The organism is Dysgonomonas termitidis, from assembly GCF_054657735.1.
This window is the reverse complement of record NZ_BAAHYD010000003.1, coordinates 1,262,485-1,278,189: the sequence shown is the minus strand read 5'-3', so window position 1 is coordinate 1,278,189 and position 15,705 is coordinate 1,262,485. Positions and strand designations below refer to the sequence as shown.

The 15,705-nt window shown below is 40.2% G+C and carries 17 protein-coding genes; 11 read left to right on the top strand and 6 right to left on the bottom strand.

Features of this window, described 5'->3' with window-relative positions; genetic code table 11:
* Positions 1-23: 23 nt before the first annotated feature.
* From ACYQ3L_RS26110 to ACYQ3L_RS26095, 4 genes are all read right to left on the bottom strand, one after another.
* On the bottom strand, positions 24-893 hold the full coding sequence (locus ACYQ3L_RS26110; RefSeq protein ID WP_379996795.1) for a DUF58 domain-containing protein: 870 nt from the start codon (positions 891-893) through the stop codon (positions 24-26).
* A 55-nt stretch (positions 894-948) separates the two neighbouring features.
* On the bottom strand, positions 949-1,302 hold the full coding sequence (locus ACYQ3L_RS26105; protein WP_379996793.1) for a four helix bundle protein: 354 nt from the start codon (positions 1,300-1,302) through the stop codon (positions 949-951).
* Positions 1,303-1,341: 39 nt separating this feature from the next.
* Entirely contained in the window at positions 1,342-2,334 is a 993-nt protein-coding gene (locus ACYQ3L_RS26100; protein WP_379996791.1) for an AAA family ATPase, read from the bottom strand.
* Positions 2,335-2,605: 271 nt separating this feature from the next.
* Positions 2,606-3,238, bottom strand: a complete 633-nt coding sequence (locus ACYQ3L_RS26095; RefSeq protein ID WP_379996789.1) for a MarC family protein — start codon at positions 3,236-3,238, stop codon at positions 2,606-2,608.
* A 352-nt stretch (positions 3,239-3,590) separates the two neighbouring features.
* Between ACYQ3L_RS26095 and ACYQ3L_RS26090 the strand changes: the two genes are divergently transcribed.
* The 10 genes from ACYQ3L_RS26090 (at position 3,591) to ACYQ3L_RS26045 (ending at position 14,027) form a co-directional block, all read left to right on the top strand.
* Complete coding sequence (locus ACYQ3L_RS26090) at positions 3,591-4,853, top strand: phosphoglycerate kinase (RefSeq protein ID WP_379996787.1); 1,263 nt, start codon at positions 3,591-3,593, stop codon at positions 4,851-4,853.
* Between the two features lie 104 nt (positions 4,854-4,957).
* Positions 4,958-6,052 (top strand): MACPF domain-containing protein, encoded by a 1,095-nt coding sequence (locus ACYQ3L_RS26085; RefSeq protein WP_379996785.1) that lies wholly within the window; start codon positions 4,958-4,960, stop codon positions 6,050-6,052.
* Between the two features lie 487 nt (positions 6,053-6,539).
* On the top strand, positions 6,540-6,848 hold the full coding sequence (locus tag ACYQ3L_RS26080; RefSeq protein WP_379996783.1) for a DUF4286 family protein: 309 nt from the start codon (positions 6,540-6,542) through the stop codon (positions 6,846-6,848).
* A gap of 2 nt (positions 6,849-6,850) precedes the next feature.
* Positions 6,851-7,411: a crossover junction endodeoxyribonuclease RuvC gene (ruvC, locus tag ACYQ3L_RS26075; protein WP_291108828.1), complete on the top strand. Its 561-nt coding sequence runs from the start codon at positions 6,851-6,853 to the stop codon at positions 7,409-7,411.
* 9 nt (positions 7,412-7,420) lie between these two features.
* Positions 7,421-8,089, top strand: a complete 669-nt coding sequence (gene lipB, locus ACYQ3L_RS26070) for a lipoyl(octanoyl) transferase LipB (RefSeq protein ID WP_379996781.1) — start codon at positions 7,421-7,423, stop codon at positions 8,087-8,089.
* A 104-nt stretch (positions 8,090-8,193) separates the two neighbouring features.
* Positions 8,194-9,138 (top strand): Ppx/GppA phosphatase family protein, encoded by a 945-nt coding sequence (locus tag ACYQ3L_RS26065; RefSeq protein WP_379996779.1) that lies wholly within the window; start codon positions 8,194-8,196, stop codon positions 9,136-9,138.
* 74 nt (positions 9,139-9,212) lie between these two features.
* Complete coding sequence (locus tag ACYQ3L_RS26060; RefSeq protein WP_379996777.1) at positions 9,213-10,016, top strand: UDP-2,3-diacylglucosamine diphosphatase; 804 nt, start codon at positions 9,213-9,215, stop codon at positions 10,014-10,016.
* Positions 10,013-11,095, top strand: a complete 1,083-nt coding sequence (locus ACYQ3L_RS26055; RefSeq protein WP_379996775.1) for a glycosyltransferase family protein — start codon at positions 10,013-10,015, stop codon at positions 11,093-11,095. Before ACYQ3L_RS26060 ends, ACYQ3L_RS26055 begins: the two co-directional genes overlap by 4 nt.
* The gene (gene ppk1 / locus ACYQ3L_RS26050; RefSeq protein WP_379996773.1) at positions 11,095-13,131 is read left to right on the top strand and encodes a polyphosphate kinase 1; all 2,037 of its coding nucleotides are present in this window, start codon (positions 11,095-11,097) and stop codon (positions 13,129-13,131) included. The genes ACYQ3L_RS26055 and ppk1 overlap by 1 nt, the downstream gene beginning before the upstream one ends.
* Before the next feature lie 5 nt (positions 13,132-13,136).
* Positions 13,137-14,027, top strand: coding sequence for a Ppx/GppA phosphatase family protein (locus ACYQ3L_RS26045; RefSeq protein ID WP_379996771.1), 891 nt, complete (start codon positions 13,137-13,139; stop codon positions 14,025-14,027).
* A gap of 246 nt (positions 14,028-14,273) precedes the next feature.
* Here the strand turns inward: ACYQ3L_RS26045 and ACYQ3L_RS26040 are convergent, their stop codons facing one another.
* Positions 14,274-14,654 (bottom strand): hypothetical protein, encoded by a 381-nt coding sequence (locus tag ACYQ3L_RS26040; protein WP_379996769.1) that lies wholly within the window; start codon positions 14,652-14,654, stop codon positions 14,274-14,276.
* Positions 14,655-14,660: 6 nt separating this feature from the next.
* Positions 14,661-14,849, bottom strand: coding sequence for a hypothetical protein (locus tag ACYQ3L_RS26035; protein WP_379996767.1), 189 nt, complete (start codon positions 14,847-14,849; stop codon positions 14,661-14,663).
* Between the two features lie 129 nt (positions 14,850-14,978).
* Between ACYQ3L_RS26035 and ACYQ3L_RS26030 the strand changes: the two genes are divergently transcribed.
* Positions 14,979-15,692 carry a S24 family peptidase gene (locus ACYQ3L_RS26030; RefSeq protein ID WP_379996765.1) on the top strand — a complete coding sequence of 238 codons (714 nt, stop codon included), beginning with the start codon at positions 14,979-14,981 and terminating at the stop codon, positions 15,690-15,692.
* Positions 15,693-15,705: the final 13 nt, after the last annotated feature.

The following is a 15,705-nucleotide window of genomic DNA, read 5'->3' as shown; positions in this document are numbered from 1 at the left end:
ACTCATAATTCATAATTATTCTTTTAGCTTCTCTTCTTAAACAAGGCCATCAATGCCTTTACATAATCCTCATCGGTACGGACAGAAACACTATCGACCTTACTCCGGTTGAATGATGTCTGCATATTCTCCTGTTGTTTTTTCCACCAGTCCTGATATACCTGGCGTACCCTTCTGGACGAAGTATCTACCCAACGTTCCGTTCCGGTCTCCGCATCCATAACCTTCATAAGTCCGACATCCGGAAGCTGGGTTTCGAGATTATCATAAACCTGCAAAGCAACGATATCGTGCTTACGATTGGCGATGGTCAGGGCGTTGTTATAATCCTGAACATCTACAAAGTCGGATATCATAAACGTCGTGCAACGCTTCTTGATAACATTCGTCAGATATTTCAAAGCCATTCCCACATCGGTTTTGGCACTATCTGCCTGAAAGTTTATGAGCTCCCGGATAATATACAGTATATGCTTCTTACCTTTCTTGGGAGGTATGAATTTCTCTATCTTGTCGGAAAAGAAGATCACCCCGATTTTATCGTTGTTCTGTATGGCTGAGAATGCGAGGGTTGCTGCAATTTCCGTAACCATATCGCGTTTCAGAGAGTTCCTTGTCCCGAAGTCCTGGCTGGCAGACACATCCACCAAAAGCATAACTGTCAGTTCACGCTCCTCTTCAAACACCTTAATAAAAGGCTTATTGTAACGGGCAGTCACATTCCAGTCTATATCGCGGATATCGTCTCCGTATTGGTATTCTCGTACCTCCGAAAAAGCCATACCCCTGCCTTTAAATGCTGAATGATATTGCCCTGCAAATATATTGCGGGACAAGCCACGGGTCTTTATTTCAATCTGACGTACTTTTTTTAGTAATTCGCTTGTTTCCATAAATTCAGTAAACAGTAAACAGTAAACAGTAAACAGTATCGTACACTATTTTCCGTCACTTTATTCTGGTTGTTTTTAGTATCGAAAATAATATCCTTGCGATTTCATCCACATCTTTATATATCTCTGTAAAAGCATCAATCTCCAAGTAATTAGTATCCTTAAGTAAGGATAACCAGTATTTAGTTTCCAGCACTTCTTTGTATGCAATACCCATTTTTGCAGAAAAATCAGCATGCGATATTGCACCGTTAGCTTCAGCAACATTTGCACCAATAGATGTTCCACATCTAAGTATTTGTTTCGACAAGATATATTCATTCTTTCCGTTTAAGGATTTATGCAATCCTACAATTTTTATCGCAAATGAATAAGCCTTCTCATAAACTATACTATCTTTTTGAATCATCTCAGTACTGATTACTGCTTACTGTCAACTGTTTACTGATCAAGGTACTTCAATCTTATTTAAGATTTCGCTGATGATCTCATCGGAATTCGTATTATTGGCTTCCGCTTCATATGTCAGTCCGATACGGTGGCGCAATACGTCGTGGCATACTGCACGGATATCCTCTGGGATAACGTAGCCTCTACGTTTGATAAACGCGTATGCACGTGACGCCAAAGCCAGACTGATAGATGCACGCGGAGAGGCTCCGAAACCGATCATCCCTTTCAGCGATGTCAAGCCGTTTTCTTCCGGAAAACGTGTTGCAAATACAATATCGACAATATATTTCTCTATCTTTTCATCCAGATAAACATCTTTCACCACTTCTCGGGCTCCAATGATTTCATCCGCTTTCATTACCGGAGTTAAATTTCCATAGTCTCCTGTCAGGTTGTTTCTCAGGATTAATTTTTCCTCTTCTTTCTTCGGGTAATTTATCACTACTTTCAGCATGAAACGGTCTACCTGCGCTTCCGGAAGCGGATAAGTACCTTCCTGCTCAATAGGGTTCTGAGTTGCCATCACCAGGAATGGGGACGGTAATTTATATGTCTTTTCCCCGATCGTCACCTGGCGTTCCTGCATGGCTTCGAGTAAAGCACTCTGTACTTTGGCAGGAGCACGGTTTATTTCATCTGCCAATACAAAATTTGAAAATACAGGCCCGTGTTTTACGAAGAACTCTTCGTTTTTCTGGCTGTAAATCATTGTACCGATAACATCGGCAGGCAATAGGTCCGGAGTAAACTGTATACGGCTGTATTTAGCATCGATCAACGACGCCAATGATTTTATAGCCAGTGTTTTTGCCAATCCCGGCACCCCTTCAAGAAGGATATGCCCATCGGCTAAGAGACCGATCAGGAGTGATTCCACAAGATGCTTCTGTCCTACAATCACCTTGTCCATCCCCATTGTGAGAGACTCTACAAATGAACTTTTACTTTGTATCCTTTCGGTAAGTTCTCGAATGTCAACTTGCGCCATACTTTTATTCTATTTTGCGTTTATATTTATTGTTTGATTTTTCTCAAATATAATTAGTAAACTCAGATTAACCCAAGATATTTTACGGGTAAAACACTCCTATTTTACTAAGCACGACAAAAATAGAAATGTTAAATCTGAAAACCGATAATTCGGAGTTAAAAAAAATTAAGCGGAACGAAGTATTTAAACCGACAAATTAAATAGTGTACAGCACATACATCATATTATTAATTTAAGGGTTTTAATATCCCGTTCAGTTACGAAATTCTCAATTGAAAAGGCTTTCTAAAAACGGCCTTATCCCGGCTAAGAAAAACTCAACCGCTATTACCATCACTATAAGTCCCATCAGACGCATCATTACATTGATACCGGTTTCGCCAAACCGTTTTATCAGTTTCGATGAACTGATAAGAATGAGATAAGTAACCAGTAACATAAGGCATAACGCCACCACAAATACAACTTTCAGCAATATACTGTCGGCATCTTCCATCAAAACAATAGCATTCGTTATCGCTCCGGGCCCGCACAGCATAGGTATGGCAAGCGGCGTGATAGCAATATCTTTGATTGTCTGTTTTATTTCCGAGCCTTTAGCTTTAATCGGAGACAGGCGGGCATTAAGCATATCGAAACCGACAACGAAGAAAATCGCGCCTCCTACTATCCGGAAACTGTTGACGGATATACCAAATACCCTGAACAGGAACTGTCCGGAGAAAGCAAAGACCAATACAATAATGAGTGAAACCAATACAGCCCGTTTTGCCACGGCAACCCTGTCTTTCGGCTCCATGTCGGAAGTAAGCCCGAGAAAAACAGGCATCGCGCTAATAGGGTTTATAAGGGTAAAGAAAGATGTAAAGACCAATAGTCCGTAGGTTAACAATTCATTCATATTCTTATTTTTCAACAAAGATATATCAAGCCTCAACATATCCGGTACATTTCCCGGATTTTGTATAAAAATTGTACATCCGTTCTTTCTGCCGGCACTATAATGATAAATGTTTTCCGCATTTATACTGTTTTGTACCGATTAATTTCAGAAACACCTTACCTTTGTTAGGTCTGACTAACAAATAGCAGAAGAATGTATGCTAATAAGTCAAAATTCACTATAATTTCATTTTGAAGCAAAAAATCTTCCATAGAATTTAGTATATTTGTACCGCTTTTAAGGATAGGAAATCCAAGCAAACAACATATTGATAATCAATTATATTAATTATATTTAATTACAGACAATCATGATTACAATTGACAAATTCAATTTTTCAGGAAAGAAAGCGTTCGTCAGAGTTGACTTCAATGTACCTCTGGATGCAGATTTCAACATCACAGACGACACCCGTATCCGTGCAGCTATGCCGACCCTAAAGAAAATCATAGCCGACGGCGGTAGCCCGATCATCGCATCTCACCTTGGACGCCCTAAAGGTGTAGAAGAAAAATATTCACTGAAACATATTCTTGCCCATGTATCCAAACTTCTTGGAGTCGATGTACAATTCGCTAACGACTGTGTAGGCGAAGAAGCCGGTATAAAAGCGGCCGCCCTTCAACCGGGCGAAGCTCTTTTGCTTGAAAATCTTCGTTTCTATGCCGAAGAGGAAGGCAAGCCACGCGGTTTGGCTGATGATGCAAGCGATGAAGTAAAAGTTGCTGCTAAGAAAGCAATCAAAGAAAGCCAGAAAGAATTTACAAAGACACTTGCTTCCTATGCGGATGTTTATGTAAATGACGCTTTCGGAACTGCTCACCGTGCACATGCTTCCACTGCACTTATTGCTGATTATTTCGATGCAGAACACAAAATGTTCGGCTATCTGATGCAAAAAGAGATCGACGCTGTAGAAAAAGTAATGAAAGACACTGCACGTCCGTTCACAGCAATTATCGGAGGATCAAAAGTGTCTTCTAAAATAGATATTATCGAAAACCTGCTTGACAAGGTGAATAACCTTATCATCGGCGGTGGTATGGCTTTCACATTCGAAAAAGCGAATGGTGGCAAGATCGGTAATTCTCTTTGCGAAGATGACAAGCTGGAATTAGCCAAAGACATTATGGCGAAAGCTAAAACCAACGGTGTAAACCTTGTTATAGCAAGTGACGCCAAGCTTGGTGACAAATTTGCTAACGATGCCAATACACAGTTTGCCGATGCCGGCAATATCCCCGACGGATGGTCTGGTTTCGACATAGGGCCTAAAGGTGAAAAAGAATTCACAGATGTAATCATGGCTTCCAAAACTATCCTTTGGAATGGTCCTGTGGGTGTATTCGAATTCGACAATTTCGCTCATGGTACCGAAACTGTTGCCAAAGCGATTGCTACTGCAACCAAAGCCGGAGCTTTCTCTCTTGTAGGTGGCGGGGACTCTGTTGCTGCTGTTAACAAGTTCAACCTTGCCGATCAGGTATCTTATGTATCTACTGGCGGTGGTGCATTGCTTGAGTTCATCGAAGGAAAAGTTCTTCCGGGAATTAAAGCTATCAGAGGATATTAATATCCAACGCTTATATATGAAGGTCCGTACATTCCTGTACGGACTTTTTTATTTCATTTTCAATTTATTTTTTTTAACTTTGGAACAACCTAAACAACAAAAACATGAAGAAAAAAATTAATGCCCTGCTTCTATGTTGCCTATTCTTATTCTTCACAGGATGTTCCAATGACGATGATCTTATAGTAGATGAACCTGAAGAAAAACAGGAAGAAGTCAACCCGATGGACGCATTTACCCCCCTTAAATCAAAATCAGCTACAAATAAAAAAGATTTGTTAGGAAAGGGTTATGATTATACAGGCTCATATGCAAGCGATCTATCAGTAAAAGAGTCCATCATCGACATGGAGAAATACCTGGCTGAGGAGTCGGGCCGTTACTATAAAATGGGATGCTTTGAAAGTTCTAACTTTACGGTTTCCGGTTCCACTGCATGGCGTTATACGAAACATCTTACAAATATATCCAATGACAGCTATTGGAATCTGATACCCGATAATATTGCCGCTTTCTCGGGTGTAATCCTTGATAATGAAATGCTGTATAACAAAAAGGATGAAAATAAAGAAGATTACTCATTTGCAAGCATCCACTATTATTACTATTGGTACAGGCACTCGCTAAACACCGGGCCTAAATATCTATATGATTATCTGACAACGGATTTCACGAATGACCTCACTTCTTTGCCTTCAAACAAAATCATTGAAAAATATGGTACTCATATTATTATTGAGTATGTTACAGGGATGCGTCTGGATTTAATATATAGGTCTAAGGTAGATAAATCGGGTTATGTGAGCCCAGAGTATGATGGTACATACTACACAGAACAGTATGTCGAAGATGGAATAAGGCACACTGTCAGGAGTATTGGCTATTGGCCTAATGGGCCGGGTAATCCGCCAGATGAAAACAATGTAAAACTAAATGGTATTCCTATCCTCTATATTGAAAACCATGGAGGTGACAATAGCCTGATACCATCCGGAGTCTACAATCTACAGAAACAATATCCACAATTAAACATCAACAAATGGTTTCAATCTTTAACCGAAGATAATACTGCCCTTGTAGACTTGAATTTAGACAAACTTATTCCTATATATGAGCTTGTAACAGATGAACTGAAGAAAACAGAATTACAAAATGCAATAGAAAAATATATCAAAGACCGACAGATTGTTTTCGAGTAAACAAAATAATAATTCTTATGAAAGCCTGCATAATTAATTATCAGGCTTTTCTTTTATCTCTTAAAAACTTAAACATTGCCCGTTCCCCTCCCGGATAAGTTTGACGATTAATAATTTAATCCGCTTTTTATTTTATCAACTGTATATTGTTAGAAAGTAACAAAGGTAACAGAAATCAATGTACCGATTAATCAATTTGCCGATGTGCCAATGTTTTTAACGAAAAATGAAGAACGAAAAATATTCTTAAACGAAAAGTGAAGAATGGATAACAAAAAATACTTTTAAACGAAGAATGTTTTTCACTTATCACTTTTAGTTTAAAACATTTGCTAATATGCTAATTTTAACTACACTTCGTTCCGTTGAACGATGTTTCAAATTTGCTAATTAATTTTTTCAAAGAACTATCAACTATCAGCTGACAGCCAAAAGTTATATATAGATAAACTTTTCGTACTTTTGTTACCTTATAATAAACTTACAAATGATAATATTCAATACGACTTTTCATGTAGAAGACGATGTTTGCGGCGATTATATTAGCTACATGAAAGAAACATATATCCCGAAAGCGGCTACCAGCGGATTCCTGCATGAACCGCGATTCGCCCGTATCCATGCGCAACATGAAGAAAGCGGCAGCAGTTATTCCCTGCAATTCAAGGTAAAAAATGTAGATACACTCAACCACTGGTTTGAGACAGAAGGTCTGGATTTACAAAAAGAAATTACGGTACGCTTCGGGAATAAAGCTCTGGGATTTGTTACATTACTGGAAGAAATCGAATTATAATGATAGAAAAGGAAAGGATCATTCTGGGTATCGACCCGGGAACCCAGGTAATGGGGTATGGCGTTCTCCGGGTGGTGAATAACAAACCTGAGATGCTGGCTATGGGTATACTCCAGTTAAGTAAGTATGATGACCATTATCTCAAGCTTCGCCGTATTTTTGAGCGGATAATCGGCCTGATTGACGAATTCTTACCTGACGAACTGGCCATTGAGGCTCCCTTTTTTGGAAAGAACGTGCAAAGTATGCTCAAGCTAGGCCGCGCTCAGGGCGTAGCTATGGCTGCTGCTTTATCGAGGGATATTCCCATTTTTGAATATGCACCATTGAAAATAAAGATGTCGATTACCGGAAACGGAAGGGCGGCTAAAGAACAGGTTGCCTATATGTTACAAAATTTTCTGAAAATACCTGATGAAAATATGCTGCCACAGATGGATGCCACCGACGGATTAGCGGCTGCAGTTTGCCATTTTTTCCAAACAAACAACCCTTCTCAGGAAGTAAAATTTACAAGTTGGAAAGATTACATAAATAAAAATCCGGGAAAAGTGAAAAAATAGACAACTCATATGATATACGAAGATCTGAAAACAATAGAATACGGCAGAGCGTGGGACTATCAGCAGCAGCTATTCGCAGAGGCTTTATCCTGCAAGGATAAAGGCACCAGACCCGAAAGTCATCTGCTTTTCTGCGAACATCCCCATACCATCACAATCGGTAAACATGGCAAACAGGAGAATCTACTCTTTCAGGAAACTTATCTGAAAGAAAAAGGAGTATCACTTTTCCAAATAGACAGGGGAGGTGATATTACCTACCATGGTCCTGGACAACTCGTGGGTTATCCGATATTCGATCTGGAAGCTTATGGTATAGGCCTACGTCAATATATCTTTAACGTAGAAGAAATTATTATCCGGCTTCTTCAAACTTATAATATCCGGTCGGAACGCCTCAATGGTGCAGCTGGTGTATGGTTAGATACAAATATCCCTTCAAAAACACGGAAGATAGCTGCCATTGGAGTACGTAGCAGCCGCTTTGTCACCATGCACGGATTTGCGCTGAATGTAAATACCGATTTATCTTTTTTCTCACTTATTAATCCTTGTGGCTTCATAGACAAAGGAGTAACTTCGATGGAGAAGGAGTTGGGGTATAAAGTAGATATGGAGGAAGTAAAAGAAAAAGGGAAAAATTTATTTGAAGCACTCTTTATCGAACAGATTGTTTAATAAACGTTTAACTAATTTTAGTTTCTCAATTCCAAACTTAACCGTGGCTTAATCGTTTCGTAATACACTTCTCATACTTTTGACGAAACAAAAAATGTAAAGGGATGGATATAAAACGATTGGGAGCCATCGACATAGGCTCCAATTCGGTACGTCTGCTGATTACAGATGTACTCGACTATCATGGCAAAGCAATCTTCAAGAAAGATTCCTTAATACGCATACCACTAAAATTAGGAGAAGACACATTCTCCAACGGATCGATCAGTGAGCAGAAAAAAGAGAAACTCGCTATACTGATGCAGTCTTTCTATGGACTTATTCAGGTAAATGATGTGGAAAAATGGCGTATCTGTGCTACATCAGCCATCAGGGAAGCTACAAACGCCAATGAAGTACTGGATTATGTATATGCCAGATCAGGCATCGAAATTGAGATAGTGGACAGTAAAGAAGAAGCCCGCTTTATACTGACCAACAGCATAGACGAACTTCTGGAAGAGAACCGGGCATACATATACACCGATGTAGGAGGCGGAAGCACCGAAATGGTTATATTCCATCAAAATAAAGAGATCGCCACGGAAGGATTCAAGCTGGGAACTTTACGCAATTTGTCTCAGGATGAGGAAAGGGCTGAATGGGAGAGGATGAAAGACTGGTTGTCCGAATACTGCAAAGATTTTGTAAAAATATCCCTGATAGGCTCAGGAGGCAATATTAATAAGCTGGACTCCCTGCTTCGCCGCTGTGGACGCATAAGACGGGAAGAACTCGTTAGTTTTTCGTGTAAACTGAGAAAGATGAGTTATGAGGAACGTCTCCTCAAATATAATATAAACCTGAACCGGGCTGATGTTCTCCTTCCGGCCATCGATATATACCTGCGCATAATGAAGCTGGCACGGGCTCTGGTTATCGAAACACCCATAATCGGTGTAGCCGACGGTATAATCAAAGATTTATACCTGAGAAATTATATGCCCGCATCAACACCCGATATCCAGGAAGTTTCTCAGCCTCAGGCAAGAGGAAAACAGCCCGCTTAACTGTTTATTCATAGGACCTTAACAGCGCTGTCACAATATATTTATTCTTTTGTTAACGATAAAAAAGAATAGATATGAATCAAAAAAAACATCACAAGACCATCGTTTTATCGGACATACATTTAGGTTCGAAATGGTCGAAAGCAAAAGAAGCTACAAAGTATTTGAAAGAAAATACATGTGACACGCTCATCCTGTGCGGTGACATCATCGACGGATGGCAACTCATGCGCGGTAAAAAAGCAAAATGGAAAAAACGCCACAGTAACTTTATAAAACTATTGCTGGATATTCAACACGATACAAAAATTATTTATCTGAGAGGGAATCACGATGACTTCCTGGACCGTATCCTGCCTCTCCAGTTCCAGAATATAAAGATTGTAAAAGATTACATACATACGAGCAACGGCAAGCGTTTCTATGTAATACACGGCGACGTATTCGACATGGTAACCAGCCGTTACAGCTGGTTGTCGAAAATCGGCGATGTAGGTTATACCCTCCTCATGTGGGTAAACAAATACTATAACAACAGGCGTTTGAAGAAAGGACTGCCTTATTATTCCCTTTCGCGTGAAGTAAAGAAAAGGGTAAAAGCATCCGTTTCCTACATCAGCGACTACGAGAAGCACATTGTGGAAATAGCTCGGAAGAAAAAATGCGATGGCGTTATCTGCGGACATATCCACCATCCGGAAAAGGCTTATTACGATGAAATATTATATCTCAATTCGGGTGACTGGGTAGAATCTTTATCCGCGCTGACTGAGGATTATGAAGGCAATTGGGAAGTAGTGATGTATAATCAGGAAGATAAAGTGGTGGAAGTTATGAAAGAGGATAAAGTTCCCGAAAAAGTAAAATTAGCCATATGAGATACCTATTCATCGTTCAGGGTGACGGCCGCGGGCATATGACACAAGCCATAGCCTTATCCGAAATACTGCGCCGCAACGGACACGAAGTCGTTGAAGTGCTGATCGGGAAAAGTAAAGTAAGGGAGATCCCGGATTTCTTCTATGAAAAGATCGGAGCAAAAGTCCGGGTTTTCGACACACTGTCTTTCAGTTTCAAAAAAGATAAAAAACATATACACCTGCTAAAAACGATACTATACAACATTACACCTAAAAGGCTCAGAAAGTATAAGAAAAGCATTGAGAAAATACACAGGCGCATAAAGAAAAACGAGCCGGATGTAGTAATTAATTTCTATGAAATACTGACTGGTTTTGCCCACTTACGTTTCAGTATGGATGTTCCCGTTATTAACATAGGTCATCAATACCTGCTTAAACATCCGGGATATACACATGGCAAAGGAGACGGACAGGGCATGATGTTTCTTCGCCTCCACACCCTGCTATGCGGAGTAGGAGCAACTAAAACCCTTGCCTTGTCATTCTATCCCATGAAGGATTATATACCGGAACGCATCGCCGTAGTCCCTCCACTACTAAGGAAAGAAGTTTTAGACCTTACACCCACAAAAGGAGACTACATACTGGGGTATATGCTGAATCACGGTTACGAGACCGAAGTCAGGACATGGCATGCTAAGTATCCCGACATTAATTTACATTTCTTTTGGGATAAGAAAGATGCAGGCAGAGAACAGCATATCGACAAAAATTTAACACTTCACACGATTGATGATGAAAAATTCCTTAACTTTATGAGCGGATGCCGGGGATATGTTACCACTGCCGGATTTGAGTCGGTATGTGAAGCCCTTTACCTCGACAAACCAGTAATGATGATTCCGGCTCATATAGAACAGGAAGTAAATGCCGCTGATACCGCATCTTTCGGAGGAGGGGTTATCGGGAACAATTTTAATATAAGTGTGTTATTGAATTATATGGAAACGAAAGAAAATTCAGACGGATCATTCCGGAAATGGGTGGATTCGGCTGAGGAAACCTTTCTCAGACACCTTACAACGCTTGTGTAATGATAAACAACAGAGATTTAAGCTGGCTTACTTTTAATGAACGTGTATTACAGGAAGCTCAGGATAAGAGTGTGCCTCTGATGCAACGTCTCCGCTTTTTGGGGATATACTCTAACAACCAGGATGAATTTATCAAAGTCCGGGTAGCCAATATTGTACGGCTGAGCCAGATAAAAGGGAAGAAAACACCCCGGTTTTCCGGAGGCTATACCGGCAGGGAACTACTACCGCTTGTAAATGCGGGAGTGTACTCGGGACAAAAAAAGTTTGCACATACCTACACAGAAGTTCTGGACGAAATGGAACAACAGGGGATATATGTTATCAATGAAAAACAACTGAACAGGAGACAGAAGCAATTCTGCCGCGACTATTTTTCTTCTGTTGTCAGCCAACGGCTGGTTCCCCTCATTTTAAAGAAAACAACACAAATACCGTTTTTGCAGGATAACAATATCTATCATGCCGTAAAGATGACTTCCGGCAAGAATTGCAAAAATCCGAGGTATGCTATTATCCAGATACCGGTAAGCAGTTCATGTCCCCGGTTCATCGTGCTGCCTTCGGTCAAAGACAGGAATGATATCATTTTCCTGGACGATATTATCCGGCTGTGCCTCGACGAAATATTTTTCATGTTCAATTACAAATATATATCGGCCTACACATTCAAACTGATGCGTGACGCGCAGCTGACCCTGGATGACGATATATCGAAAAGCCTGATAGAAAAGATGGAGGACGGATTACAAAACCGTCTGCACGGACAACCTGTGCGCCTGATTTACGACAAGGAAATGCCGGATGACTTGCTAGATATAATCGCCACTAAGTTGAGACTGAAAGGAAATGAAGGACTGGATGCCGGCGGCAGATACCATTTGATGCGTGACCTGATGAAATTTCCGAAAGTCCGTCCCGATCTGGAAAGTAAAAGCCCTGAGCCCTTACAGCATCCTGACATAAAAGCATTCTCGAGTATATTAAAAGTTATAAGCAGAAAAGACATTCTGCTTAATTATCCTTATCATACATTCAACCATTTTATCGACTTTCTCCGTGAAGCGGCTATAGACCCCAAAGTGGAAAGCATATATATAACGCTTTACCGTGTGGCAGAACGTTCGAAAGTGATAAATGCGCTGATAAATGCGGCGAAAAACGGAAAGAGAGTCGTCGTTCTGCTCGAACTACTTGCGCGCTTCGATGAAGAGCAGAATGTTGAATACTCCGAGCTGCTGCAAAAGGAAGGAATAAAAGTCATACATGGCGCAAATGGGCTGAAAGTGCATAGCAAGCTGGTATTGGTGCAGCGTAAAGATAGAGGATACGCCTATATCGGGACCGGTAATTTTAATGAATCGACAGCACAGATCTATGGCGATTTCGGTTTGTTTACATCCAATTCGCAAATAGTAGCCGATGCGGCGGCTGTTTTTGATTTTTTACTTAACACGCATAAACACTTTTCGTTCAAGCAGCTGATGATTTCCCCCTATTATATGAGAGAGCAATTTGAAGCACTGATAAAACAGGAAATAAAGAATGCCCAGAACGGTAAGAAGGCATATATACACGCCAAATTTAACAGTCTTACCGATGAGGACATGATAAGCCTGCTATATAAAGCCAGTCAGGCCGGAGTGGAAATACGCCTGATAGTAAGAGGCGCCTGCTGCCTGCAACCCCAGATAAAAGACCAGAGCGAAAATATCAGGGTTATCAGTATTGTGGATAAATATCTGGAGCATGCGCGGCTTGCTATTTTTCACAACGATGGCGATGAAAATATATATATCATGAGTGCCGACTGGATGACCCGTAATCTCGACCGCCGGGTCGAAGTCGGTACCCCCATCCTTGATAAAAAGATAAAAGAAACTCTAAAAGAATTCTTTAACATACAATGGTCCGATAACGAAAAAGCCCGGGACCTTACCATATTTGGAAGCAACGAATATGTAGAAAAAGAAGGCAATACCCCGTGCCGGTCACAAATGGCCCTATATGATTTTTATAAAAACCTGAATAAATAAACAAAATGAACACCGATATATTTGCAGGCATAGATATAGGCTCCAACGCTATCCGCCTATTGATAAACAATATAGAAACTTCCCGAACAGGCGCCGACTTTAAGAAAGTCGCTTTCCTGCGTGTACCCATCCGGCTAGGGGAAGATGTATTCACTAAAAATGAGATAAGCGAAGATAAGAAACAACGTCTGATCGATGCCATGCAAGGCTTTTCGCATATAATGAAAGCCTATGGTGTAACCGACTACAGGGCATGCGCGACCAGTGCCATGCGTGATGCCAGGAACGGGAAAGATATAACAAATACGATCCTCGAAAAAAGCGGTATCAACATAGAAATCATAAGCGGACAGGAAGAAGCTGATATAATATATGAAGCCGGAGGCCTGAACAACCTGATGGACAAAAACCGTAATTATCTGTATGTTGATGTAGGTGGAGGAAGCACCGAGGTCGTAGTATTCGGTAACCAGCAAAAAATCACCTCCAACTCATTCCAGATGGGAACTGTACGCATGCTCGTGGATGCTGTAAAAGAGGACGAGGAACAACGCTTCAAATCATGGTTGAAAGAAATATATAAGAAATATGCACCTCTTAGCATAATTGCTTCCGGAGGAAATATCAACAAGGTACACAAAATGCTGGGTAAAAGAGAAAAAGAATACCTTACCTATCCCGAGATGAAAGTTCTATACGATACCTTGAAAGATATGAGTTATGAAGAGAGAATTCAGAATTTCAAATTGAATACTTACCGCGCCGATGTTATTATTCCGGCTCTCAAAATATTCCTCATAGTGAGCAAGGCATGTAAGATCGGTGAAATCTATGTTCCTAAAGTAGGATTGGTAGATGGTATAATACACCATCTCTATGGGGAAAAACATAAATAAAGCCGGTTAGAATACACCCTTTTTTAATAAGCAAGGGACTAAAAGGCAAGCCGGCATGATGTGTGTGACGCTCTTTTGCCATGCTGAATAAGCTGACGCCGAGCATTGTTTCAAGAAATCAGCGATTCAACTGATTGTGAAGGATATCCTATATCAAAAGTATTCCTTCACAGAGGACAGGGTAACAGAATGATACCGGAAATTTCTTTTGGGGCAGCCCCTTTACTCAAATAAATCAATCGTGTTTTAGATATCTCTTGCAATTGCTGATATGGATACTATATCTCTCCCTGAGTCTGTAATGACTTCTCTTCCGTTATCTATTTGTCCGGTCAGTAAATGGAAGGCTACACCTGTTTGCAGACTATCCTCCATATCATACTGACATATCATCAGTAAAGAAGCCACGTCCCCGCGTGGTAAAGAAACTTCCATCGACCAGTTTTCATCTATATACAATGTAACATAACCAGCGGAATCTTTATAAGATATGAATACGCTGTATGGCTCCTGTGAGTCTATAAATACTTTGTATTTAACAGGGATTGAAGTTTTCTTACCGGTTGAACATGAATATACTCCCCCGATGAACAACGGCAACAGCATTGTGTAAAATATTACTTTCATAACCTCTTACTTCATTTCGCCCCATTTTACAATAGCAACCTGTTTAATCCGTTCATATGTATCACCTTTTCTCGATTTTAAGGCATTTGTAACTGTGTTAACATGGATACCCAAGGCAATCGAAACCTCCTTCTTCCATCCGTGAGGTAAAAAATCCGGTAGTTCTGTTTTATGTATTATAGTCGTTTTCGCCATATGTTTTATTTTAAAAAATTCATATCTTTATGGCTTTGTGAATATTCACAAATGCAAATATACTCAAATGAGTACACAAAAACAAATAAGTATTTACTAAATATTCACTTTTGAGAATAAAATTATCTCATGTCTATTAATCAAAGAGTTCAGGAAATAATAGATAAACTGTTTTCCGGCAACAAAAGAGCTTTCTCCGTCGCTGTAGGGATTGCTGCGACTGTTACTGAGAATATTGTAGGAACAAGAGGCACTAATCCTTCGTTTGAAGTAACCTGCAAAATAGCATCCGCAATTGAGAACATCAATACGGAATGGTTGCTGACAGGGAAAGGCTCGATGTTTAAAACCGGAATATTGCAAGGTAACGATATACTAAATACCGTTTCGGAAAATGAATCTTCTTATGGACTAATATCGGATTATAGCGCCAGACCTTTTATCGAATCAGCCTCTCTTGTCAAAGATAATTTCAGCCGAGCCATTAGTTCCAATAATTGCAAAACTATTATAATCCCCTTTATAGATGGCTGCGATTTTTTGTTACGAAATCATGGGGACAGCATGGTTAACCTGTCCGACCTGAAGAAAAGTATAAACGATCAGGATATTGTGGCATGCCGGTTTTGGGAAAATCTTTCGCATATACGCTGGGGTGAGGTGTATGCTATGGCTACAAAACAAGGATATATCATAAAAAAAGTAGTGCCATCGGATGTAAAAGGGAAAATAACATGCATTTCTTTTAATGGAAAAAAAGGATATACGCCATATGATCTGTCCCTTTCCGAAATTTCCGACTGGGCCATTGTAGTGGGTGTGGCTTCTGTGAATGTATGGTAGAACCGTTAACAGA

What these genes read in the sequence shown, in the direction of transcription:
- ACYQ3L_RS26110 (WP_379996795.1), bottom strand. Translation starts at nt 893, where the DNA reads ATGGAAACAAGCGAATTACTAAAAAAAGTACGTCAGATTGAAATAAAG.
- ACYQ3L_RS26105 (WP_379996793.1), bottom strand. Translation starts at nt 1,302, where the DNA reads ATGATTCAAAAAGATAGTATAGTTTATGAGAAGGCTTATTCATTTGCG.
- ACYQ3L_RS26100 (WP_379996791.1), bottom strand. Translation starts at nt 2,334, where the DNA reads ATGGCGCAAGTTGACATTCGAGAACTTACCGAAAGGATACAAAGTAAA.
- ACYQ3L_RS26095 (WP_379996789.1), bottom strand. Translation starts at nt 3,238, where the DNA reads ATGAATGAATTGTTAACCTACGGACTATTGGTCTTTACATCTTTCTTT.
- ACYQ3L_RS26090 (WP_379996787.1), top strand. Translation starts at nt 3,591, where the DNA reads ATGATTACAATTGACAAATTCAATTTTTCAGGAAAGAAAGCGTTCGTC.
- ACYQ3L_RS26085 (WP_379996785.1), top strand. Translation starts at nt 4,958, where the DNA reads ATGAAGAAAAAAATTAATGCCCTGCTTCTATGTTGCCTATTCTTATTC.
- ACYQ3L_RS26080 (WP_379996783.1), top strand. Translation starts at nt 6,540, where the DNA reads ATGATAATATTCAATACGACTTTTCATGTAGAAGACGATGTTTGCGGC.
- lipB (WP_379996781.1), top strand. Translation starts at nt 7,421, where the DNA reads ATGATATACGAAGATCTGAAAACAATAGAATACGGCAGAGCGTGGGAC.
- ACYQ3L_RS26065 (WP_379996779.1), top strand. Translation starts at nt 8,194, where the DNA reads ATGGATATAAAACGATTGGGAGCCATCGACATAGGCTCCAATTCGGTA.
- ACYQ3L_RS26060 (WP_379996777.1), top strand. Translation starts at nt 9,213, where the DNA reads ATGAATCAAAAAAAACATCACAAGACCATCGTTTTATCGGACATACAT.
- ACYQ3L_RS26055 (WP_379996775.1), top strand. Translation starts at nt 10,013, where the DNA reads ATGAGATACCTATTCATCGTTCAGGGTGACGGCCGCGGGCATATGACA.
- ppk1 (WP_379996773.1), top strand. Translation starts at nt 11,095, where the DNA reads ATGATAAACAACAGAGATTTAAGCTGGCTTACTTTTAATGAACGTGTA.
- ACYQ3L_RS26045 (WP_379996771.1), top strand. Translation starts at nt 13,137, where the DNA reads ATGAACACCGATATATTTGCAGGCATAGATATAGGCTCCAACGCTATC.
- ACYQ3L_RS26040 (WP_379996769.1), bottom strand. Translation starts at nt 14,654, where the DNA reads ATGAAAGTAATATTTTACACAATGCTGTTGCCGTTGTTCATCGGGGGA.
- ACYQ3L_RS26035 (WP_379996767.1), bottom strand. Translation starts at nt 14,849, where the DNA reads ATGGCGAAAACGACTATAATACATAAAACAGAACTACCGGATTTTTTA.
- ACYQ3L_RS26030 (WP_379996765.1), top strand. Translation starts at nt 14,979, where the DNA reads ATGTCTATTAATCAAAGAGTTCAGGAAATAATAGATAAACTGTTTTCC.